Annotated in this window: 23 protein-coding genes and 1 pseudogene; 20 read left to right on the top strand and 4 right to left on the bottom strand. The window is 39.6% G+C overall.

Annotated elements, in window-relative coordinates; all coding sequences use genetic code 11:
• Positions 1-115: 115 nt before the first annotated feature.
• Positions 116-286 carry a DUF3042 family protein gene (locus HT723_RS01445; protein WP_001051780.1) on the bottom strand — a complete coding sequence of 57 codons (171 nt, stop codon included), beginning with the start codon at positions 284-286 and terminating at the stop codon, positions 116-118.
• A gap of 120 nt (positions 287-406) precedes the next feature.
• Between HT723_RS01445 and miaA the strand changes: the two genes are divergently transcribed.
• Genes miaA through HT723_RS01420 form a run of 5 tightly spaced genes read left to right on the top strand, consistent with a single transcriptional unit; the run spans position 407 to position 4,858 of the window.
• The gene (miaA, locus tag HT723_RS01440) at positions 407-1,291 is read left to right on the top strand and encodes a tRNA (adenosine(37)-N6)-dimethylallyltransferase MiaA (protein ID WP_031222742.1); all 885 of its coding nucleotides are present in this window, start codon (positions 407-409) and stop codon (positions 1,289-1,291) included.
• Positions 1,284-2,522 carry a GTPase HflX gene (gene hflX, locus HT723_RS01435; RefSeq protein ID WP_172934490.1) on the top strand — a complete coding sequence of 413 codons (1,239 nt, stop codon included), beginning with the start codon at positions 1,284-1,286 and terminating at the stop codon, positions 2,520-2,522. The genes miaA and hflX overlap by 8 nt, the downstream gene beginning before the upstream one ends.
• Positions 2,515-3,138: a cystathionine beta-lyase gene (locus HT723_RS01430; RefSeq protein ID WP_050223109.1), complete on the top strand. Its 624-nt coding sequence runs from the start codon at positions 2,515-2,517 to the stop codon at positions 3,136-3,138. Before hflX ends, HT723_RS01430 begins: the two co-directional genes overlap by 8 nt.
• 14 nt (positions 3,139-3,152) lie before the next feature.
• Complete coding sequence (rnz, locus tag HT723_RS01425; RefSeq protein WP_172934488.1) at positions 3,153-4,082, top strand: ribonuclease Z; 930 nt, start codon at positions 3,153-3,155, stop codon at positions 4,080-4,082.
• Positions 4,083-4,102: 20 nt separating this feature from the next.
• A complete protein-coding gene (locus HT723_RS01420; RefSeq protein ID WP_166731057.1) occupies positions 4,103-4,858 on the top strand; it encodes an SDR family oxidoreductase in 756 nt (251 codons plus the stop codon).
• 53 nt (positions 4,859-4,911) lie between these two features.
• Here the strand turns inward: HT723_RS01420 and HT723_RS01415 are convergent, their stop codons facing one another.
• Positions 4,912-5,820 (bottom strand): LysR family transcriptional regulator, encoded by a 909-nt coding sequence (locus HT723_RS01415; RefSeq protein WP_001222592.1) that lies wholly within the window; start codon positions 5,818-5,820, stop codon positions 4,912-4,914.
• Between the two features lie 63 nt (positions 5,821-5,883).
• Between HT723_RS01415 and HT723_RS01410 the strand changes: the two genes are divergently transcribed.
• Entirely contained in the window at positions 5,884-6,153 is a 270-nt protein-coding gene (locus HT723_RS01410; RefSeq protein WP_020901947.1) for a YqgQ family protein, read from the top strand.
• The gene (locus HT723_RS01405) at positions 6,153-6,536 is read left to right on the top strand and encodes a rhodanese-like domain-containing protein (RefSeq protein WP_172934486.1); all 384 of its coding nucleotides are present in this window, start codon (positions 6,153-6,155) and stop codon (positions 6,534-6,536) included. The genes HT723_RS01410 and HT723_RS01405 overlap by 1 nt, the downstream gene beginning before the upstream one ends.
• Positions 6,537-6,569: 33 nt before the next feature.
• Here the strand turns inward: HT723_RS01405 and HT723_RS01400 are convergent, their stop codons facing one another.
• Positions 6,570-7,295, bottom strand: a complete 726-nt coding sequence (locus tag HT723_RS01400) for a 16S rRNA pseudouridine(516) synthase (RefSeq protein ID WP_172934484.1) — start codon at positions 7,293-7,295, stop codon at positions 6,570-6,572.
• 161 nt (positions 7,296-7,456) lie between these two features.
• Between HT723_RS01400 and typA the strand changes: the two genes are divergently transcribed.
• The 13 genes from typA (at position 7,457) to HT723_RS11395 (ending at position 19,502) form a co-directional block, all read left to right on the top strand.
• On the top strand, positions 7,457-9,298 hold the full coding sequence (gene typA, locus HT723_RS01395; RefSeq protein WP_000164111.1) for a translational GTPase TypA: 1,842 nt from the start codon (positions 7,457-7,459) through the stop codon (positions 9,296-9,298).
• Between the two features lie 19 nt (positions 9,299-9,317).
• The gene (locus HT723_RS01390; RefSeq protein ID WP_000262804.1) at positions 9,318-9,572 is read left to right on the top strand and encodes a DUF3165 family protein; all 255 of its coding nucleotides are present in this window, start codon (positions 9,318-9,320) and stop codon (positions 9,570-9,572) included.
• A gap of 393 nt (positions 9,573-9,965) precedes the next feature.
• Positions 9,966-10,265 carry a lactococcin 972 family bacteriocin gene (locus HT723_RS01385; protein WP_000850382.1) on the top strand — a complete coding sequence of 100 codons (300 nt, stop codon included), beginning with the start codon at positions 9,966-9,968 and terminating at the stop codon, positions 10,263-10,265.
• 71 nt (positions 10,266-10,336) lie between these two features.
• Positions 10,337-12,358, top strand: coding sequence for a bacteriocin-associated integral membrane family protein (locus tag HT723_RS01380; RefSeq protein WP_172934482.1), 2,022 nt, complete (start codon positions 10,337-10,339; stop codon positions 12,356-12,358).
• 1 nt (position 12,359) lies between these two features.
• Positions 12,360-13,001, top strand: coding sequence for an ABC transporter ATP-binding protein (locus HT723_RS01375; protein ID WP_000571283.1), 642 nt, complete (start codon positions 12,360-12,362; stop codon positions 12,999-13,001).
• A 208-nt stretch (positions 13,002-13,209) separates the two neighbouring features.
• Positions 13,210-14,562: a UDP-N-acetylmuramoyl-L-alanine--D-glutamate ligase gene (gene murD, locus HT723_RS01370; protein WP_172934480.1), complete on the top strand. Its 1,353-nt coding sequence runs from the start codon at positions 13,210-13,212 to the stop codon at positions 14,560-14,562.
• A 1-nt stretch (position 14,563) separates the two neighbouring features.
• Positions 14,564-15,622, top strand: a complete 1,059-nt coding sequence (locus HT723_RS01365; protein WP_172934478.1) for a UDP-N-acetylglucosamine--N-acetylmuramyl-(pentapeptide) pyrophosphoryl-undecaprenol N-acetylglucosamine transferase — start codon at positions 14,564-14,566, stop codon at positions 15,620-15,622.
• 9 nt (positions 15,623-15,631) lie between these two features.
• Positions 15,632-16,852, top strand: coding sequence for a cell division protein FtsQ/DivIB (locus HT723_RS01360; RefSeq protein WP_172934476.1), 1,221 nt, complete (start codon positions 15,632-15,634; stop codon positions 16,850-16,852).
• Positions 16,853-16,982: 130 nt separating this feature from the next.
• Positions 16,983-17,114 carry a hypothetical protein gene (locus tag HT723_RS11780; protein WP_007284949.1) on the top strand — a complete coding sequence of 44 codons (132 nt, stop codon included), beginning with the start codon at positions 16,983-16,985 and terminating at the stop codon, positions 17,112-17,114.
• Between the two features lie 12 nt (positions 17,115-17,126).
• Positions 17,127-17,249: a hypothetical protein gene (locus tag HT723_RS11775; RefSeq protein WP_001153673.1), complete on the top strand. Its 123-nt coding sequence runs from the start codon at positions 17,127-17,129 to the stop codon at positions 17,247-17,249.
• 290 nt (positions 17,250-17,539) lie between these two features.
• Complete coding sequence (locus HT723_RS01355) at positions 17,540-18,337, top strand: peptidase M50 (protein ID WP_044792729.1); 798 nt, start codon at positions 17,540-17,542, stop codon at positions 18,335-18,337.
• Positions 18,321-18,974, top strand: a complete 654-nt coding sequence (locus HT723_RS11400) for a ThiF family adenylyltransferase (protein WP_240154931.1) — start codon at positions 18,321-18,323, stop codon at positions 18,972-18,974. Before HT723_RS01355 ends, HT723_RS11400 begins: the two co-directional genes overlap by 17 nt.
• Positions 18,975-19,160: 186 nt before the next feature.
• The gene (locus HT723_RS11395; RefSeq protein ID WP_226373107.1) at positions 19,161-19,502 is read left to right on the top strand and encodes a hypothetical protein; all 342 of its coding nucleotides are present in this window, start codon (positions 19,161-19,163) and stop codon (positions 19,500-19,502) included.
• Between the two features lie 151 nt (positions 19,503-19,653).
• On the opposite strand, the pseudogene HT723_RS11390 reads toward HT723_RS11395, so the two are convergent.
• Positions 19,654-19,737 (bottom strand): annotated as a pseudogene (locus tag HT723_RS11390) (tRNA (guanine-N1)-methyltransferase); the annotation flags it as partial.
• Positions 19,738-19,834: the final 97 nt, after the last annotated feature.

The following is a 19,834-nucleotide window of genomic DNA, read 5'->3' as shown; positions in this document are numbered from 1 at the left end:
AAAGCAGTGCTTTGAGCAATCTGCGGCTAGCTTCCTAGTTTGCTCTTTGATTTTCATTGAGTATAAAAGAATAGAAAAAGAAGTTGAGACAATGAATCCCAACTTCTTTTGTTTCTTAACGTGACACGCGACGGCGAGCTGCTTTTTTACGGTTTTCTTCGATGAAAGCTGCTTTTTGCTCTTCTGGTTCGATTACTTTCTTTTTAAATGCGTATACTGCACCTGCAACGGCAGCAACAGTTCCTGCGACACCTGTTACAAGACCTTTAGCGAATCCTTTAGCCATGAGTCTTCCTCCTTTATCTTCTTAATCAGCCAGCCCCCTCAAGAGGTCACATTTTTCTGACTGACCTTTTTGTGTTATAATAATAGTAACGAAAAAATGGGAATTTTTCAAGGAAAAAAGATGAAAACAAAAATAATTGTGATTGTTGGACCGACTGCTGTTGGAAAAACAGCCCTTGCCATTGAAGTGGCCAAGCGTTTTAATGGCGAAGTGGTTAGCGGTGATAGTCAGCAAGTCTATCGAGGACTTGATATTGGGACGGCTAAGGCTAGTCCAGAAGAGCAGGAAACTGTTCCTCATCATTTAATCGATGTTAGAGAGGTAACCGAGTCTTACTCGGCTTTTGATTTTGTTTCAGAAGCTAAGATGGCTATTGAGGATATTCACAGCCGTAGCAAGCTGGCCATTATCGCTGGTGGGACTGGACTTTATATCCAGAGCTTGCTAGAAGGTTACCACCTAGGTGGGGAGACTCCCCATGAGGAGATTTTGGCCTATCGGGCTAGCTTGGAGCCTTATACAGATGAGGAATTAGCTCATCTGGTGGAGCAAGCAGACCTTAAAATTCCTCAGTTTAATCGTCGTCGTGCGATGCGTGCCTTGGAAATTGCCCATTTTGGTCAGGAATTGGAAAATCAAGAGACCTTGTATGAACCATTGATTATCTGCTTGGATGATGAGCGCAGTCAATTATATGAACGTATCAATCGCCGCGTGGATTTGATGTTTGAGGCTGGGCTTTTGGATGAGGCTAAGTGGCTCTTTGACCATTACCCTGATGTGCAGGCTGCTAAAGGAATTGGCTACAAGGAACTTTTTCCTTACTTCCGTGGAGAGCAGACCTTGGAGGAAGCTAGTGAGAGTCTCAAACAGGCTACTCGTCGTTTTGCCAAGCGTCAGTTGACCTGGTTCCGTAATCGCATGCAGGTCACCTTTTATCAGATTGGAGAAGCTGGTGTGCAAGACCGCATTTTAAGCCAGATAGAGGAGTTTTTAGATGATTGATACGGAAAAAAAAGAGGAGCGAGTCCTGCTCATAGGTGTGGAATTGCAGGGCATGGACAATTTTGACCTCTCCATGGAAGAATTGGCCAGTTTAGCGAAAACGGCTGGGGCAGTCGTTGTAGATAGCTACAGACAAAAACGTGAAAAATATGATTCCAAGACCTTCGTCGGCTCTGGTAAGTTGGAAGAAATTGCGCTTATGGTGGATGCAGAAGAAATCACCACTGTCATCGTCAACAACCGTCTGACCCCACGGCAAAATGTCAATCTAGAAGAAGTTCTCGGTGTTAAGGTCATTGACCGTATGCAGTTGATTTTGGATATCTTTGCCATGCGGGCTCGAAGCCATGAAGGGAAACTCCAAGTCCACCTAGCCCAGCTCAAATATCTCTTGCCTCGCTTGGTTGGTCAGGGAATTATGCTCAGCCGTCAGGCAGGGGGAATTGGTTCCCGTGGACCTGGTGAAAGCCAGCTGGAGCTGAATCGTCGTAGCGTTCGCAATCAAATCACAGATATCGAGCGCCAGCTCAAGGTGGTTGAGAAAAATCGGGCGACTGTCAGAGAAAAACGTTTGGAGTCAAGCACCTTTAAGATTGGTTTGATTGGTTACACCAATGCTGGAAAATCAACCATCATGAACACCTTGATCAGTAAGACTCAGTATGAAGCGGACGAGCTCTTTGCGACTCTAGATGCGACGACTAAGAGTATCCATCTGGGAGGCAATCTCCAAGTAACTTTGACAGATACCGTTGGCTTTATCCAAGATTTGCCGACAGAGCTGGTGTCCAGTTTCAAGTCAACCTTGGAAGAAAGCAAGCATGTGGACCTTCTGGTTCATGTTATCGATGCCAGCAATCCTTACCACGAGGAGCATGAAAAAACGGTTCTCTCCATCATGAAAGACCTGGACATGGAAGATATTCCTCACTTGACGCTTTATAATAAAGCGGATTTGGTGGAGGATTTCACGCCTACCCAAACGCCTTATGCCCTCATTTCTGCCAAGTCGGAGGATAGTCGTGAGAATTTGCAGGCTTTACTGCTAGAGAAAATCAAGGATATTTTTGAATCTTTTACTCTGCGTGTGCCTTTTTCAAAGTCCTACAAGATTCATGATTTAGAAAGTGTTGCGATTTTGCAAGAACGCGATTATCAGGAGGACGGCGAAGTGATTAGAGGCTACATTTCCGAGAAAAATAAATGGAGGTTAGAGGAATTTTATGACTGATATTAAAACGTTGGCTCTAAAATATGGGGGCTATACAAGTCTGGATAAGGCCTATCTGGATCAGCTTCTAGCTGGTAAAACAGAGCAGGAGCAACTAGCCCTCATTACCCCTCCACCTAGCGTGGTCAATGCTTACTTTGCAGAACTCTATCAGAAAAAGAGTCCTGAAGCAGCGACGGATTATTTTGCAGAACTTAGTCAAGAACTGAATCTTTACAATGCTGAACCCAGTTTCACCTTAGAAAACAAGCCCTTTATTCGCCTAAACCTGTCTAGTAAATCCTTTGGTTTTTGTTATGAGAGTGAGGGTCTGGGTCGGATTTTCTCTGAGAATGAAGAGAAGATTTCAGATGACTTGCTTTTTGAAATTGCACAAATTTTTCCCCATCAGCTTGTCTTTGAGGAGTCTGGTAAGATTAACATGAAGCCTGTTGGAGATGAGGAAGTTGTTAGCGTGGAAAATCTTACAGCTTTGACTGATTTGGAAAATTTGGCTGATGGTCGTAAACGTCTCAAAGGCTACAGTCAAGAGGAGTTATTACAGGAAGCTACAGCTTTTTCTGGCAAGCGCTATTTCCGATCGGAAAACCGCACAGCCATGTTATATATTGATTAATTAGAAAGTATCGAATGGATATTCAATTTTTAGGAACAGGGGCTGGTCAGCCCTCTAAAGCCCGCAATGTCTCCAGTCTCGCCCTGAAACTTTTGGATGAGATTAACGAAGTCTGGCTCTTTGACTGTGGAGAAGGTACGCAAAATCGTATTCTTGAAACCACGATTCGACCACGTAAGGTCAGCAAAATCTTTATCACTCACTTGCATGGAGACCACATTTTTGGCTTGCCAGGTTTCCTTTCTAGCCGTGCTTTTCAGGCCAATGAAGAGCAGACAGATTTGGAAATCTATGGACCGCAAGGAATCAAGTCATTTGTCTTAACCAGCCTTCGTGTGTCAGGTTCGCGCTTGCCTTACCGCATTCATTTTCATGAATTTGACCAAGATTCTCTAGGAAAAATCCTTGAGACCGATAAATTCACTGTGTACGCGGAAGAATTGGATCACACTATTTTCTGTGTTGGTTACCGTGTCATGCAAAAGGATTTGGAAGGAACGCTGGATGCTGAAAAACTCAAGGCGGCAGGTGTCCCATTTGGCCCACTTTTTGGGAAAATCAAAAACGGCCAGGATGTAGTTCTCGAAGATGGGACTGAAATCAAGGCAGCTGACTATATCTCAGCTCCCCGTCCAGGTAAGATTATTACCATTCTTGGTGACACCCGAAAAACCAATGCCAGTGTGCGTCTGGCTGTCAATGCCGATGTCCTAGTTCATGAGTCCACTTATGGCAAGGGCGATGAAATAATTGCTCGTAATCATGGTCACTCTACTAACATGCAAGCTGCACAAGTAGCGGTGGAAGCAGGTGCCAAACGCCTTCTGCTCAACCATATCAGTGCCCGTTTCCTCTCAAAAGATATCAGCAAGCTCAAAAAAGACGCTGCTAGTGTCTTTGAAAATGTCCATGTGGTCAAGGATTTGGAAGAAGTGGAAATCTAGCAGTCACAGAAAGGATAAGTATGCCTACTATTCTCATTACCGGGGCTAGCGGTGGTCTAGCCCAAGAAATGGTCAAACTTCTGCCAAATGCTCAACTCATCTTGCTTGGTCGAAATAAGGAAAAATTAGCCAAACTCTACGGAAACCATCCCCGTGCAGAATTGATTGAAATCGATATTACCGATGATTCAGCCTTAGAAACTCTGGTGGTAGACCTTTATCACCGCTACGGCGAGATTGATGTTTTGATAAACAACGCTGGTTACGGGATTTTTGGGGAATTTGACCAGATTTCTGACCAAGATATTCATCAGATGTTCGAGGTCAATACCTTTGCCCTAATGAATCTGTCTCGTCGCCTTGCGGCTCGAATGAAGGAAAGTCGAAAAGGCCATATCATCAATATTGTTAGTATGGCAGGTTTGATTGCTACTGGCAAGTCCAGTCTTTACTCAGCGACTAAGTTTGCGGCTATTGGTTTTTCAAATGCTCTGCGCCTAGAACTCATGTCCTACGGTGTTTATGTAACGACGGTCAATCCAGGACCAATCCGTACAGGATTTTTTGATCAGGCTGACCCAGATGGAACCTATCTCAAGTCGGTTGACCGTTTTCTATTGGAACCAGATGCAGTGGCTAAAAAGATTGTCAAGATTATAGGAAAAAACAAACGAGAACTCAATCTACCGATGTTGTTGAACCTAGCCCATAAGTTTTATACCCTCTTTCCCAAGCTAGCTGATAAGTTGGCAGGGGAGACTTTTAATTATAAGTAAAAAGAACCAATGCGTAGGTTGTTGCTAGCCTACATATTGGTTCTTATCATTTCTCAACTATCAAACTGAACTTCTTCTAGTAGATAGTCGATAAAGCGTTCGCCCATCTTGGATAGGCTGGTTTTTTCATGCTGGATATAGACCAGCTCAATTGGGTCATCAATATCCAGTGGGATAGAAACGATATTGTCTCCGTTGAGGTTGCTGTTCAAAATCCCTGTTGCGATCGTGTATCCGTCCAGACCAATCAAGAGATTAAAGAGGGTAGCACGGTCGCTGACTACGATAGATTTCTTGTGGTGTTCTTGAGAAAGAATTTCTTCTGAAAAGTAGAAGGAGTTGTGTGTCCCTTGGTCATAGCTGAGGTAAGGGAAATTCTCCAAATCAGACAGTTTGACCTTGTCTTTCTTTGCCAGAGGGTTGGTCTTGCTGACAAAGATATGTGGTTGCGCTGTGAAGAGATGGTGAGCCAGCAGGTGATTGTCATCCAGCATTTTGGTTAAAACATCACGGTTGTAGCTGTTCAAAAAGAGGACACCGACCTCACTACGGAAGTTCTTGACGTCGTCGATAATTTCCCAAGTACGAGTTTCACGAAGGAAGAGCTCGTATTTTTCCATATCGCTTTTCTTGAGTAGCGATACAAAGGCATTGACCACAAAGGCATAGTGTTGAGACGAAACGCTAAAGAGTTCACGGTGGGCGACAGGATTTTTATAGCGTTCCTCCAGAAGCTGAGTTTGCTCGACAACCTGACGAGCGTAGGAGAGGAACTCCATCCCATCACGGGTCAAGGTAATCCCCTTGGGATTGCGGATAAAGATTTCAATACCCATTTCATTTTCCAAGTCTCTCACAGCATTGGAAAGACTTGGCTGAGTGATAAAGAGTTGCTTGGCTGCCTCATTCATGGAGCCAGTTTCGACGATTTTGATAATATAGTGTAATTGTTGAATTCTCATGTTTTTATTGTACCACACTTGCGTCAGAATCGCCAAAGAAGATAGGAAAATCAGGGGGATTGTGTGATTCTCTTCTTGAAAAAAACACAAAATTTTGCTAGAATGAGTCTTATGAAAACATTCTATGATGTGCAGCAATTCCTCAAACGATTTGGTATTATTGTTTATATGGGAAAACGCTTATATGATATTGAACTGATGAAGTTGGAACTCTCTCGGATTTACGATGCAGGGTTGATGGACAAATTAGACTATCTGGAAGCGGAAGCGGTTCTTCGCAGAGAGCACAAGGTAGAATTGGATTATATTGAGAAAAATGGAGAAAAGAACTAATGGTTACTTGGATTTTGTGGGCACTTATACTAGCAATGTTGGCCTGGATGGGCTTTAACTATCTTCGTATTCGCCGTGCGGCTAAAATTGTAGACAATGAGGAGTTTGAAGCCTTGATTCGTACGGGTCAATTGATTGATTTGCGCGATCCAGCAGAATTCCACAGAAAACATATTCTTGGGGCTCGCAATATTCCTTCAAGTCAGTTGAAGACTAGTCTTGCAGCTCTTCGTAAAGATAAAGCTGTCCTTCTTTACGAAAATCAACGTGCGCAGCGTGTTACAAATGCAGCCCTTTACTTGAAAAAACAAGGTTTTTCTGAGATTTATATCCTTTCTTATGGATTGGATTCTTGGAAAGGGAAAGTCAAAGTTGAGAAATAAGAAAACGAGCTTGGATGTTTCCGAGCTCATTTTTTAACCACTTTTTCTAAGAAATTCACGAATGCTTGCCAACTCTTCTGAGTTTAGGGGTCGATAGTCTCCCTCTTGAAGATTCTCATCCAAGATCCAAGGTCCAAAATGAGTGCGTTTGAGTGAGGTTACCTTGACACCAACTGAGAGGAACATTTTTTTTACCTGATGAAATTTCCCCTCTGAAATGGTAATAGAGGCTCGACTGAGGGAAGGACTTGCAGATAGAATTTCTAGTCTTGCAGGTTTACAGACAGTACCATCTAAAAAGACAATTCCCTTTTGAAAGACTTGGATATGGTCAGGTGTTAGAAGTCCATTGACTTCAACTTGATAAGTCTTATCGACATGATATTGGGGATGGAGGAGCTGAAAGCCCAAGGGACCGTTATCGGTCAAGAGGAGGAGTCCCGTTGTATCTCGGTCCAGTCGGCCAACGGCATAGAGCTTGTCAGACTGGATGTCAGATGGAAGCAGGTCCATGACGGTCGGAAGTTCCTTGTCTTTGTTGGCTGTCACGACACCAGCAGGTTTATGAAGCATAAGATAGGTGTGTTCATAGCCTTGAATGATTCGATCCTGAAAAAGGAGTTCTTGTAGTCCTGTATCGATATTTTGAGCTAGGGAGCGGGCTGGGCAACCATCGACTAGAATTTCCCCTCTGAGGAGTGCTTGCTTCATGGCCTTTCGGCTAACTTTTTCTTGGGCTAATAAATTATCTAAACGCATACTGTGCCTATCTTATCATAAGTCGCTTGCTTTGAAAAGGCTTGACGTGAAAAGAAAAGCGGAGTGAAAACATTTACACTTGCTTGAATTATGTTATTTGCTTGAAATTATGGTATAATCGTTCAGTTAGAAAATAAATTTTGAATATTATAGAGGAAATCATGACAAAATTAAGAGAAGATATCCGTAACATTGCGATTATCGCCCACGTTGACCACGGTAAAACAACCCTTGTTGACGAATTATTGAAACAATCAGAAACGCTTGATGCACGTACTGAATTGGCAGAGCGTGCTATGGACTCAAACGATATCGAAAAAGAGCGTGGAATTACCATCCTTGCCAAAAATACAGCCGTTGCCTACAACGGAACTCGTATCAACATCATGGACACACCAGGACACGCGGACTTCGGTGGAGAAGTTGAGCGTATCATGAAAATGGTTGACGGTGTTGTCTTGGTCGTAGATGCCTACGAAGGAACAATGCCACAGACTCGTTTCGTATTGAAAAAAGCTTTGGAACAAGATCTTGTCCCAATCGTGGTTGTCAACAAAATCGATAAACCGTCAGCTCGTCCAGCTGAAGTAGTGGACGAAGTCTTGGAACTTTTCATCGAGCTTGGTGCAGATGATGACCAGCTTGACTTCCCAGTTGTCTATGCTTCAGCGATCAACGGAACTTCTTCATTGTCAGATGATCCAGCTGACCAAGAAGCTACTATGGCACCAATCTTTGACACAATTATCGACCACATCCCGGCTCCAGTAGATAACTCAGATGAGCCTTTGCAGTTCCAAGTATCACTTTTGGACTACAATGACTTCGTTGGACGTATTGGTATCGGTCGTGTCTTCCGTGGTACTGTTAAAGTTGGGGACCAAGTTACCCTTTCTAAACTTGACGGCACAACTAAAAACTTCCGTGTTACAAAACTCTTCGGTTTCTTTGGTTTGGAACGTCGTGAAATCCAAGAAGCAAAAGCAGGTGACTTGATTGCCGTTTCAGGTATGGAAGACATCTTTGTCGGTGAAACCATTACTCCTACAGACGCAGTTGAAGCTCTTCCAATTCTACACATCGATGAGCCAACTCTTCAAATGACTTTCTTGGTCAACAACTCACCATTTGCTGGTAAAGAAGGTAAATGGGTAACTTCTCGTAAGGTGGAAGAACGCTTGCAGGCAGAATTGCAAACAGACGTTTCCCTTCGTGTTGACCCAACTGATTCACCAGATAAATGGACTGTTTCAGGACGTGGAGAATTGCACTTGTCAATCCTTATCGAAACAATGCGTCGTGAGGGATATGAACTTCAAGTATCTCGTCCAGAAGTTATCGTAAAAGAAATCGACGGTGTTAAATGTGAGCCATTTGAGCGTGTACAAATCGACACTCCAGAAGAATACCAAGGATCTGTTATCCAAAGCCTTTCTGAACGTAAGGGTGAAATGTTGGATATGATTTCAACTGGTAATGGTCAAACTCGTTTGGTCTTCCTTGTTCCAGCGCGTGGTTTGATTGGATACTCAACTGAGTTCTTGTCAATGACTCGTGGTTACGGTATCATGAACCATACCTTTGACCAATACTTGCCATTGATTCCAGGTGAAATTGGTGGTCGTCACCGTGGTGCCCTTGTTTCTATCGATGCTGGTAAGGCTACAACTTACTCTATCATGTCTATCGAAGAACGCGGTACTATCTTTGTCAACCCAGGTACTGAAGTTTACGAAGGAATGATCATCGGTGAAAACTCTCGTGAAAACGACTTGACAGTTAACATCACTAAGGCGAAGCAAATGACCAACGTTCGTTCAGCTACTAAGGACCAAACAGCTGTTATCAAGACTCCTCGTATCTTGACACTTGAAGAGTCTCTTGAGTTCTTGAACGACGATGAGTACATGGAAGTAACGCCTGAGTCTATCCGTTTGCGTAAACAAATCCTTAACAAGGCAGAGCGTGAGAAAGCTAACAAGAAGAAAAAATCAGCTGAATAAGAGCTAGAAAGAGAGAAAGATGGTCTATTTAGTCCTAGGGATTTTACTGCTCCTACTCTATGTATTTGCGACACCAGAAAGTATTAAAGGGACAGTCAATATCGTCGCTATGGTATGTATTTTAGTGGCACTTTTGGTTTTGTTGGCTCTATCTTTTCTGAAAATTTTTCAATTACCAACAGAAATGTTCCTAGCAATAGCCATGTTAATCCTAGCTTACTTTAGTGTGAGAGACATCACACTCATGCCAGTCAAAAAAGGTAAAAGAAGATAAAAAAGAGAGTTTTGGCTCTCTTTTTTTGGTAGGAATTTTACAATAGTTTGAATTGTTTTTTTACTATAACATCATCTCTTTTACTTGGATAATATGAATGGGAAAAACTTGAATAAAATTTGTCAATGACATCTATTTTATATTTGGTTAGTACTGGTTGCATATTATTTTGAAATAAAACTACTATATAATATTATTCATATAGGTAATATAAAAATATTATTCATAAAGGTAATATAGTAAAATATCTAAAAAATTCGATTTTTTCCTTGACAACAAATAATAAAAATGCTATTCTTATTATATAAGAAATCGGTTTCAAAAAAAGAGAGAGGAGGATTTATTTTGTTGCATTGTTGCTCAGGGTGTGCTTTTTTTGAAAGGAAAAATAAAATGAAAACGAAAAAACATAGATTACTTGCTCTAGCTCTTATTTCAAGCTTTACATTATTGGGAGCTGCATCAGCTGCTGTACAATATCCAGATGGAGGAGTATGGACATATGGAGAAGGTTCAGGAGGTGGTTGGGCTTTTTCAAATTACTATCATGGTAAAAAATATCATTCTTCTTCTCTTGTAAGTAAATGGGATAGTCATTCAGATAAAGGAACAGCAGTTGCAGGGAAAACTTCAGAGGCTTGGATTTGGACTAAATTTGGGGAACAAGTAGCATTTTACTATGACTATGACTAATATTTAGTTTTCTTAGATAATTCCCCTTGTAAGAAATTACAGGGGGGAATTTTGTTTACAAGGAGTCTACTATGAAGAAACTATTCATATTACTATCAACTTTTTTTCTCAGCTTCTTCCTTGCTTGGATTATTGTCTTACGTGCGCCACAATATTTATATGCAAGCTATGATTCCGTTACTTTACTTCGTGTCAAAAAGGATACTCAGGAACCGACGCGTGAGGTATTTGAACAGGAATTGGAGAATTTTGCAAACTCAGAACAGAGTTTAATAGCTAGAAGAATTGTAGAGCCGAGTAAGGATGGGACGACTCACTTTACTTATGCAACTTATGGTCAGGGAACTTTACCAAAAGAATTCCAAGAAGCTAGCCAAGAAAGTCGTGAACGTAGTGATCCGCTAAATAGTTATCTCCTTTTGTCAGGCTCCTTGACGAAAGAAAAGCTTGCCGATAAATTAGGAGATTTGGGTTATAAAGCAATTGCTGACCGAAAGACACCTCCCTGTTCTCTTGCTTTTCGAATGTTACTAAATCCCCTTATTTTAATTAGTTTAGCAATATTTGGCTTATCTTTCTTTGCTCTAGTGATTATCACTCGGATTAAGGAAATGAGAGCAGCAGGTATAAAACTCTTTTCTGGTCAGACTCTCTTATCCATCATGGGGCATTCTTTATCGACTGATATCAAGTGGCTCCTTCTATCAGCCCTCCTTTCCTTCCTAGGTGGGGGAGTCGTTCTTTTTAGTCAAGGTTTGTTTTATCCTATCTTGTTAGCCACCTATGGTTTTGGGATTAGTTTCTATCTGTTGTTTTTATTGGGTATTTCAATTTTACTAATGCTCCTTTATCTAATGAGTTTGAGTTATAAAGCATTAGTTCCTGTTATTAAGGGGAGATTACCCCTTAAACGCTTGATGGCTTTAACCCTATTGTGTCAGTTAGTAGCTGTTTTTACAGTAGGCTACGCTGTTAAGACGGGCTTGACGTCTTACCAACGATTGAAAGAACTTGAAATTTCAAAACAAGCGTGGAAGGACAGAGCAGACTATTATCAAATTTCTTTTGGCTTAGGTGATAGAGGAAAAGATACAGAAAATCAGAGCAAGTGGTATGAATTTTCCAAAGAAGCAGTTGAACAAGAACAGGCTCTATTTGTAAAAGATAATCTCATTCATTTTGCAAATCCTCAAGGAAAAAATGAACAGGGAGAGACACTGGATACCTATAGTCCAGATGCTAATGTTCTCTATGTCAGTCCAAGTTATTTGGACAAGGAACAGGTCGTGGTAGATGCTGAGACCAAACAGAAGTTAGTCCATCTTCAAAAAGGAGAATTTGGACTCTTACTACCAGAATCTCTTCGTTCACAGGAAGCAGAACTTAAGAAAGCTTTTGAAGAAAGTTTGAACTATTACGGGCAATCAAGTGAGGAGGCAAGTGCTCCTTTAGAGTATGAAATGAGAGCGATTGTTAGCTATCTTCCAACTGGAGAAAAGCGATTTGTTTATAATAACGGTGAAAGCCCAGTATCCATTCAGTACTTAACCGATCCGATTTTAGTTGTATTTACTCCAACATCTACAGGTGATAGTTTCATTTCAAAATATGTTTGGTCTATCAATGCTGGAAAACAACTTTTTATCAAAGGATATGAGAGTGGGCTAGAACTCTTGAAGAAAGCTGGAATTTATGAGCAAGTATCCTATCTTAAAGAAGGAAGAAGTGTTTATCTAACTCGTTATAATGAAGTGCAAACTGAAACAGCAACTTTAATCCTAGGAGCTATTGTGGGGATAGCTAGTTCCTTGTTACTCTTTTATTCTGTCAATCTTCTATATTTCGAGCAATTCCGCCGAGATATTCTGATTAAACGAATTTCAGGTTTACGATTTTTTGAAACACATGCTCAGTATATGGTTAGTCAATTTGCCAGTTTTGTATTTGGTGCTAGTCTCTTTATTTTACGTAGTAGAGACTTGGTAATTGGCTTGCTCACTTTATTCGTCTTTCTAGCTAGTGCAGTTTTGACGCTTTACCGTCAAGCACAGAAAGAATCTCGTGTTTCTATGACAATTATGAAAGGAAAATAGGATGATTGAACTAAAGAATATATCTAAAAAATTTGGAAGCCGTCAGCTATTTTCAGATACAAATCTTCATTTTGAAGGTGGGAAAATTTATGCCTTAATCGGTACAAGTGGCTGTGGTAAGACAACACTTTTGAATATGATTGGACGATTAGAGCCATATGACAAAGGGCAAATCATCTATGATGGTACTTCTCTTAAGGACATCAAGCCTTCTGTTTTCTTTAGAGATTACTTAGGATACCTATTTCAAGATTTTGGATTAATTGAAAGTCAAACCGTCAAAGAGAATCTCAATCTGGGTTTAGTTGGTAAAAAGTTGAAGGAAAAAGAGAAAATCTCTTTGATGAAACAAGCTCTAAACCGTGTTAACCTCTCTTATTTAGATTTAAAGCAACCTATCTTTGAATTATCAGGAGGAGAAGCACAACGTGTTGCACTAGCGAAGATAATTTTAAAGGATCCACCTTTGATCCTCGCAGATGAACCAACCGCTTCCTTAGACCCCAAAAACTCTGAGGAATTACTTTCTATCCTAGAGTCTTTAAAAAATCCGAATCGAACTATTATTATTGCGACCCACAATCCTCTGATTTGGGAGCAAGTGGACCAAGTTATTCGAGTTACCGATTTATCACATAGATGATATGGTAAGATTCATACTCAATGAAAATCAAAAAGCAAACTAGGAAGCTAGCCGCAGGCTGTACTTGAGTACGGCAAGGCGAAGCTGACGTGGTTTGAAGAGATTTTCGAAGAGTATCAGTTAGAAGAAAGAGTCACAAACACACTTTGTGGCTTTTTTATTCCCATAAAAATGGTAAAATAGTAGGAGTAGAAATGGAGTTCGAGACATGAAAGTAATAGATCAATTTAAAAATAAGAAAGTCCTTGTTTTAGGTTTAGCCAAGTCTGGTGAATCTGCAGCTCGTTTGTTGGACAAGCTAGGTGCTATTGTAACGGTAAATGATGGGAAGCCTTTCGAGGACAATCCAGCTGCCCAATGTTTGCTGGAAGAAGGGATCAAGGTCATTACAGGTGGCCATCCTTTGGAACTCTTGGATGAAGAGTTCGCCCTCATGGTAAAAAATCCAGGTATCCCCTACAGCAATCCCATGATTGAAAAGGCTTTGGCCAAGGGAATTCCAGTCTTGACTGAGGTGGAATTGGCTTATTTGATTTCTGAAGCACCAATTATCGGTATCACAGGTTCAAATGGAAAAACAACCACAACGACCATGATTGGGGAAGTTTTGACTGCTGCTGGGCAACATGGTCTCTTATCAGGAAATATCGGCTATCCTGCCAGTCAGGTTGCTCAAACAGCGACAGACAAGGACACGCTTGTCATGGAACTTTCTTCTTTCCAACTCATGGGCGTTCAAGAATTCCATCCTGAGATTGCGGTTATTACCAACCTCATGCCAACTCATATCGACTACCACGGTTCTTTTGAGGAATATGTGGCAGCCAAGTGGAATATCCAGAACAAGATGACAACAGCTGATTTCCTTGTATTGAACTTTAACCAAGACTTGGCAAAGGAATTGGCAAGAAAAACACAAGCTACCGTTGTACCATTCTCAACACTGGAAAAGGTTGATGGAGCTTATCTGGAAGATGGTCAACTCTACTTCCGTGGGGAAGTGGTCATGGCAGCGAATGAAATCGGAGTTCCAGGTAGCCACAATGTGGAAAATGCCCTTGCGACTATTGCTGTAGCCAAGTTTCGTGGTGTAGACAATCAAACCATCAAGGAAACTCTTTCAGCCTTCGGTGGTGTCAAACACCGTCTCCAATTTGTGGATGAAATCAAGGGTGTCAAATTCTATAATGATAGCAAGTCAACCAATATCTTGGCTACTCAAAAAGCCTTGTCAGGATTTGACAACAGCAAGGTCATTTTGATTGCAGGTGGTTTAGACCGTGGCAATGAGTTTGACGATTTGGTTCCAGATATTACTGGACTCAAGAAGATGGTCATTCTTGGTCAGTCTGCCGAACGTGTCAAACGGGCAGCAGACAAGGCTGGTGTGGCTTATGTGGATGCGACTGATATTGCAGATGCGACCCGCAAGGCCTATGAACTTGCGACTCAAGGAGATGTAGTCCTTCTCAGTCCAGCCAATGCCAGCTGGGATATGTATGCTAACTTTGAAGTACGTGGCGACCTCTTTATCGACACAGTAGCGGAGTTAAAGGAATAATATGAAAAAAATTGTCTTTACAGGTGGGGGGACGGTGGGACACGTTACCCTCAATCTTTTGTTAATGCCCAAGTTCATCGAAGATGGCTGGGAAGTCCACTATATCGGGGACAAGAGTGGTATTGAACACCAAGAAATCCTCAAGTCAGGCTTGGATGTCACTTTCCACTCCATTGCGACTGGGAAATTACGTCGTTATTTCTCTTGGCAAAATATGCTGGACGTCTTCAAAGTTGGTTGGGGAATTGTCCAATCGCTCTTTATCATGTTACGAGTTCGTCCACAGGCCCTTTTTTCAAAGGGAGGCTTTGTCTCTGTACCGCCCGTTATCGCTGCGCGTGTGTCAGGAGTGCCTGTCTTTATTCACGAATCTGACCTGTCTATGGGCTTGGCCAATAAAATCGCCTATAAATTTGCTACGAAGATGTATTCAACCTTTGAGCAAGCTTCAAGTTTGTCTAAGGTTGAGCATGTGGGAGCAGTGACCAAGGTTTCAGACCAAAAAACTCCAGAACCAGATGAATTGGTGGATATTCAAACCCACTTTAATCCCAAATTGCCAACTGTATTGTTTGTCGGTGGTTCTGCAGGAGCTCGTGTCTTTAACCAATTGGTGACAGACCATAAGAAAGAACTGACAGAATTCTACAATATTATCAATCTAACTGGAGATTCTAGCCTGAATGAATTGAGCCAAAATCTCTTTCGTGTTGATTACGTGACCAATCTCTATCAACCCTTGATGGAATTGGCTGATATTGTTGTGACACGAGGTGGTGCCAATACGATTTTTGAGCTCTTGTCCATGGCAAAATTACATGTCATTGTGCCGCTTGGGCGTGAAGCTAGTCGTGGTGACCAGATTGAAAATGCAGCTTACTTTGTAAAAAAAGGCTATGCAGAAGAGCTTCAAGAAAGCGATTTGACCTTGGATAGTTTGGAAGAGAAGCTTTCTCACTTACTAAGCTACAAGGAAGACTATCAAGCTAAGATGAAGGCTTCCAAGGAATTGAAATCTCTAACAGATTTTTATCAATTGTTGAAAAAAGATTTATCATAAGGAAAGTAAATGTCAAAAGATAAGAAAAATGAGGGCAAAGAAATCCTCGAAGAATTGAAAGAGTTATCAGAATGGCAGAAACGAAACCAAGAATACCTAAAAAAGAAGGCTGAGGAAGAGGCGGCCCTAGCTGAGGAGAAGGAAAAGGAAAGACAAGCTCGAATGGCTTCAAAATCTGAAAAGTCAGATGCAACCGAGGACCAAGAGAGTGAATCTGATCCAAAAGACTCAAAATCAGCTAAGGAAGAGTCTGAAGAAAAAGTAGAATCCTCAGAGGGTGACAAAGAGGAAGAAGAGATAGAAGAATCAGGGGCTAAAGAGGACGAGGACCGGGACAAAAAGCTTGCTAGAAAGGCTACAAAGGAAAAACCAGCCAAAGCAAAGATTCCTGGCCTTCATATCTTGCGAGCCTTCACGATTTTATTTCCAAGCCTGCTTTTATTGATTGTCTCTGCCTACCTACTCAGTCCTTATGCGATCATGAAGGATATCCGTGTTGAGGGAACGGTGCACACTACGGCTGATGATATCCGACAGGCTTCAGGCATTCAGGATTCGGATTATACGATTAACCTTCTGCTAGACAAGGCAAAATATGAAGAGCAGATTAAGTCTAACTATTGGGTTGAATCAGCTCAACTTGTCTATCAATTTCCAACCAAGTTTACTATAAAGGTCAAGGAATACGATATTGTGGCCTACTATGTTTCTGGAGAAAATCATTATCCTATTCTTTCCAGTGGCCAGCTTGAGACCAGTGCTGTGAGCTTGGTCAGTCTGCCAGAAACTTATATATCAGTTCTCTTTAATGATAGTGAACAAATCAAGGCTTTTGTCTCAGAACTTGCTCAAATTAGTCCAGAACTCAAGGCGGCTATCCAGAAGGTGGAACTAGCCCCAAGCAAGGTCACATCAGATTTAATTCGATTGACCATGAATGATTCGGACGAAGTCTTGGTTCCGCTTTCTGAAATGAGTAAGAAACTGCCTTATTACAGCAAGATTAAACCTCAATTGTCAGAACCAAGTGTGGTCGATATGGAAGCTGGAATCTACAGCTACACTGTAGCGGATAAATTGATTATGGAAGCAGAAGAAAAAGCCAAAAAAGAGGCCGAAGAAGCTGAGAAAAGGCAGGAAGAAGAACGTAAACGTTTAGAAGAAGAACAGAAAAAACAAGAGGAAGAGAGCAATCGAAACCAAACGACCCAGCGCTCATCGCGTCGCTAGGTTTTACCTTTTTCTCATAGTACTTTAGTGACTAGTTTTTACGTTTAATATTTGATATCTGTTTTTCTTTATGTTACATTATGCAGTGTAATCGATTGCAAAATAATTTTTTATGAAGAAGGTAACACATATGTCAGATGAAGTATTCTTATTTGAAGAAATTGAAGAAATCGTAGCCTCTACAGATGGTGAATTTTGGGGGAGTTTTACTTGGAACTGGGGTAGTTCTCTTAATTGGAGTAGCCTATTGTTAAAAAGATAGGGAGTGATAATCATGCAAGATAACTTTTTATTTGAGGAAATTGAAAAAATTTCAGTACCAGTTAGTGATTTTTCAGCTGGACTTGCAACAGGTATCGGATTTGGTTTAGCAATCCTTGCTCTTGCTGGTTGTTGAAGTTTGTTCATTTACTAACATTAAGCTTTTTCAATTTCATTTTAGACAGTCATTTGAATTTTCCGTATTAGTCTTGCAGCAAGAGATTAATAGAATTAGTTATTATTTTATTGATTGCGGACTGAGGGACAGTATCATCTATATATACCATCCAGTAAGAAACATGTATTAGTTGGGAAACAGGAAAAAAATGGTTAGAGCAACTAATAGGTCAAGAATTTACCATATCGGACTTATTAGTGTTAGTAGGGAAGAAATATTATTTAAGATTTTATATTGTTCTTAGTAAAATGGGACTTATAGATTCTATGAAATCACGAAAAAAGATAAATATTTTTAAAATATCTTGGGACTTTAATATAACATTATCTGAAAAATTAAACTATAAAAGATTTAATAAGAATTTTGAAAAAATCCTATTTGGTATTTTCCCATTGGCTCTTATTTTGCAATGTTTTATTATGTATATTTATAGGGCGGATATTTTGACTAATTTCCAAAACTTTCCAATAACGCTAAACATTCTTTTATTTTGGTTGCTTGTTGTTATTATGTCTGCAACGATACATGAATTTAGTCATGCAATAATTGCTAATAATTATCAAATTGAGATCCCAAATTGTGGAATAATGCTACTTTTGTTTAATTTGGCTTTTTTTGTAGATTTAAGTGGGGTGCAATTCTTAAAAAATAAAAAACAATTTTTGAAAATTATGTTAGCAGGAATTGCTTCAAATTCGATTTTATCACTTACAGGTTTACTTGTTTTATTGTTCACATCGTATAAATTGCTTGGACTCTTATTTTTTATCATTAACTTAGGTATGATTTTTATTAATTCAATTCCTTTTTTTCAGTATGATAGTGGTATTATTTTAAGATACTTGAATTCTAACAATAATAACTTGAATTTTCAATATATAGTTCAACTTTTAATAGCATTTGTTATTATTTATTTCCCTTTGAGTCAACTATTACAGTTTTTGACACCTAATATTATTGTTCGTAGTATAGGAGGGGTGGTTGTTTCTATACTGCTTTCTATATTATATATGAGAGGAAGGACGAAATATGTTCTACGTAAATAGTTATGTTTTTGCTTATAAAAAAGAAGGTATAATGTATTTGCGTGGTCGGAGTATGCGGGAAATAGCTATAGAACCTCAAATTTCGCAAGAATTTATCAACGATCTATTTAATAGTTGTAAGGAACTATTAGAGATAGAAGAAGTATTAGGCAGTAAACTAACATTTGAACTATTAAATGAACAAATTTTAATTTCGGATGAGATAGATATTGATAGTAGATATTCTAGAACTAAAGGTTGCTATTCGTTATTTTATAATGAAGAGTATAATAAAATACAGAATAAAACAGTATTAGTATTAGGAGCAGGAGCCTTAGGATGTTATATATATCTAAGTCTAAGTATGTATGGAGTGAGGAAACTTATTGTCGCTGATTACGATATAATAGAACCATCAAATTTAAATAGGCAAATTCTTTATACAGAGTCGGATGTTGGTAAGGAGAAGATTAATGTTCTTTCTGAAAAAATACACAAGTATAATTCAGATGTTCAGGTAGTACCTATTTCTATTAAAGTTTCTTCAGTAGAAGAATTAGAAAAAATTGTTGCGGAATATGGGAGTATAGATTTTATCGTTAAAGCAATTGATACGCCCATTGATATTATAAAAAATGTCAATCAATTTGCTGTATAGCATAAGATATCCTACATATCAGGAGGGTTTAATGGATGCTATCTTATTATTGATAATATATATATCCCTACCATCGGTTCTTGCTTTGGTTGTCGGAATATAAACAAAGATATAAATAAGTACACTTTATCTGATAAGACAAAGTGGCCGACTACACCAGAGATGCCTGCTATTTTGGGAGGGATAATGACTAATTTAATAATTAAAATATTTCTGGGATGTTATAATGAAATCCTAATAGATAACGCTTACGTTTATAATATGAGAAATCATGCTCTAAGTCAAGAAAAATATGTTCTGGAAAACGGAGAATGTCCAATTTGTAAAAAAAATAATAAAGTGAAAGATAACAATATTAGAGCGAAAACATTTATTCGTTCAGTTTGTTTTTGCTTATTATCAGGAGGAGTAGCTTTTTTATCTGCTATTGGGCAGTTCACTGTTATAGAAACACAATTAATAGTATTGTTCTTGGGTATTATTTTTGCCATCATTGGAAAATATAGTATGGCTTTTTTCATCGTTTGAGATTTTATTTTTGCTTGTTAATTTTAGAACATTTATTCAGTTAGCAGTGGATATTTTTATTGGTATGATAATATTTTTAATGCTGTGGATATTTATTATGTTAGGTATAGTGTGTCTTAGTTATTATATAACTTTATTATTTAGCAAGGAGGTTTGAAAATACTTCTTCTGAAGATGATACTTCTTTCACAGTTATGAAGTATATAGCTTCTTCCGTTTCTACTTGTCTCACTTTATACTGGACTAAAATCAAAAAACATCTTATAATAGTAGTTATGAAACTTACAAACGAAGAAACACAAAAAATTGAACAACTCCTAAGAGATTCATCG

Origin of the sequence: Streptococcus sp. 2106, assembly GCF_013277315.1 — a bacterium.
In the GTDB taxonomy this organism is placed as follows: Bacteria; Bacillota; Bacilli; order Lactobacillales; family Streptococcaceae; genus Streptococcus; species Streptococcus pseudopneumoniae.
Note: the sequence above shows the minus strand (reverse complement) of the source record. Positions and strands in the feature narration are given on the sequence as shown.

Bases quoted from the DNA above. Each gene is read 5' to 3' on its own strand.
- HT723_RS11395 (WP_226373107.1), top strand. From the start codon at position 19,161: ATGACTAATTTAATAATTAAAATATTTCTGGGATGTTATAATGAAATC.
- HT723_RS01405 (WP_172934486.1), top strand. From the start codon at position 6,153: ATGGTTACTTGGATTTTGTGGGCACTTATACTAGCAATGTTGGCCTGG.
- HT723_RS11400 (WP_240154931.1), top strand. From the start codon at position 18,321: ATGTTCTACGTAAATAGTTATGTTTTTGCTTATAAAAAAGAAGGTATA.
- HT723_RS01360 (WP_172934476.1), top strand. From the start codon at position 15,632: ATGTCAAAAGATAAGAAAAATGAGGGCAAAGAAATCCTCGAAGAATTG.
- HT723_RS01415 (WP_001222592.1), bottom strand. From the start codon at position 5,820: ATGAGAATTCAACAATTACACTATATTATCAAAATCGTCGAAACTGGC.
- miaA (WP_031222742.1), top strand. From the start codon at position 407: ATGAAAACAAAAATAATTGTGATTGTTGGACCGACTGCTGTTGGAAAA.
- rnz (WP_172934488.1), top strand. From the start codon at position 3,153: ATGGATATTCAATTTTTAGGAACAGGGGCTGGTCAGCCCTCTAAAGCC.
- typA (WP_000164111.1), top strand. From the start codon at position 7,457: ATGACAAAATTAAGAGAAGATATCCGTAACATTGCGATTATCGCCCAC.
- HT723_RS01355 (WP_044792729.1), top strand. From the start codon at position 17,540: ATGGGACTTATAGATTCTATGAAATCACGAAAAAAGATAAATATTTTT.
- HT723_RS01430 (WP_050223109.1), top strand. From the start codon at position 2,515: ATGACTGATATTAAAACGTTGGCTCTAAAATATGGGGGCTATACAAGT.
- HT723_RS01385 (WP_000850382.1), top strand. From the start codon at position 9,966: ATGAAAACGAAAAAACATAGATTACTTGCTCTAGCTCTTATTTCAAGC.
- murD (WP_172934480.1), top strand. From the start codon at position 13,210: ATGAAAGTAATAGATCAATTTAAAAATAAGAAAGTCCTTGTTTTAGGT.
- HT723_RS01365 (WP_172934478.1), top strand. From the start codon at position 14,564: ATGAAAAAAATTGTCTTTACAGGTGGGGGGACGGTGGGACACGTTACC.
- HT723_RS01420 (WP_166731057.1), top strand. From the start codon at position 4,103: ATGCCTACTATTCTCATTACCGGGGCTAGCGGTGGTCTAGCCCAAGAA.
- HT723_RS01400 (WP_172934484.1), bottom strand. From the start codon at position 7,295: ATGCGTTTAGATAATTTATTAGCCCAAGAAAAAGTTAGCCGAAAGGCC.
- HT723_RS01380 (WP_172934482.1), top strand. From the start codon at position 10,337: ATGAAGAAACTATTCATATTACTATCAACTTTTTTTCTCAGCTTCTTC.
- HT723_RS01390 (WP_000262804.1), top strand. From the start codon at position 9,318: ATGGTCTATTTAGTCCTAGGGATTTTACTGCTCCTACTCTATGTATTT.
- hflX (WP_172934490.1), top strand. From the start codon at position 1,284: ATGATTGATACGGAAAAAAAAGAGGAGCGAGTCCTGCTCATAGGTGTG.
- HT723_RS01445 (WP_001051780.1), bottom strand. From the start codon at position 286: ATGGCTAAAGGATTCGCTAAAGGTCTTGTAACAGGTGTCGCAGGAACT.
- HT723_RS11775 (WP_001153673.1), top strand. From the start codon at position 17,127: ATGCAAGATAACTTTTTATTTGAGGAAATTGAAAAAATTTCAGTACCA.
- HT723_RS01375 (WP_000571283.1), top strand. From the start codon at position 12,360: ATGATTGAACTAAAGAATATATCTAAAAAATTTGGAAGCCGTCAGCTA.
- HT723_RS11780 (WP_007284949.1), top strand. From the start codon at position 16,983: ATGTCAGATGAAGTATTCTTATTTGAAGAAATTGAAGAAATCGTAGCC.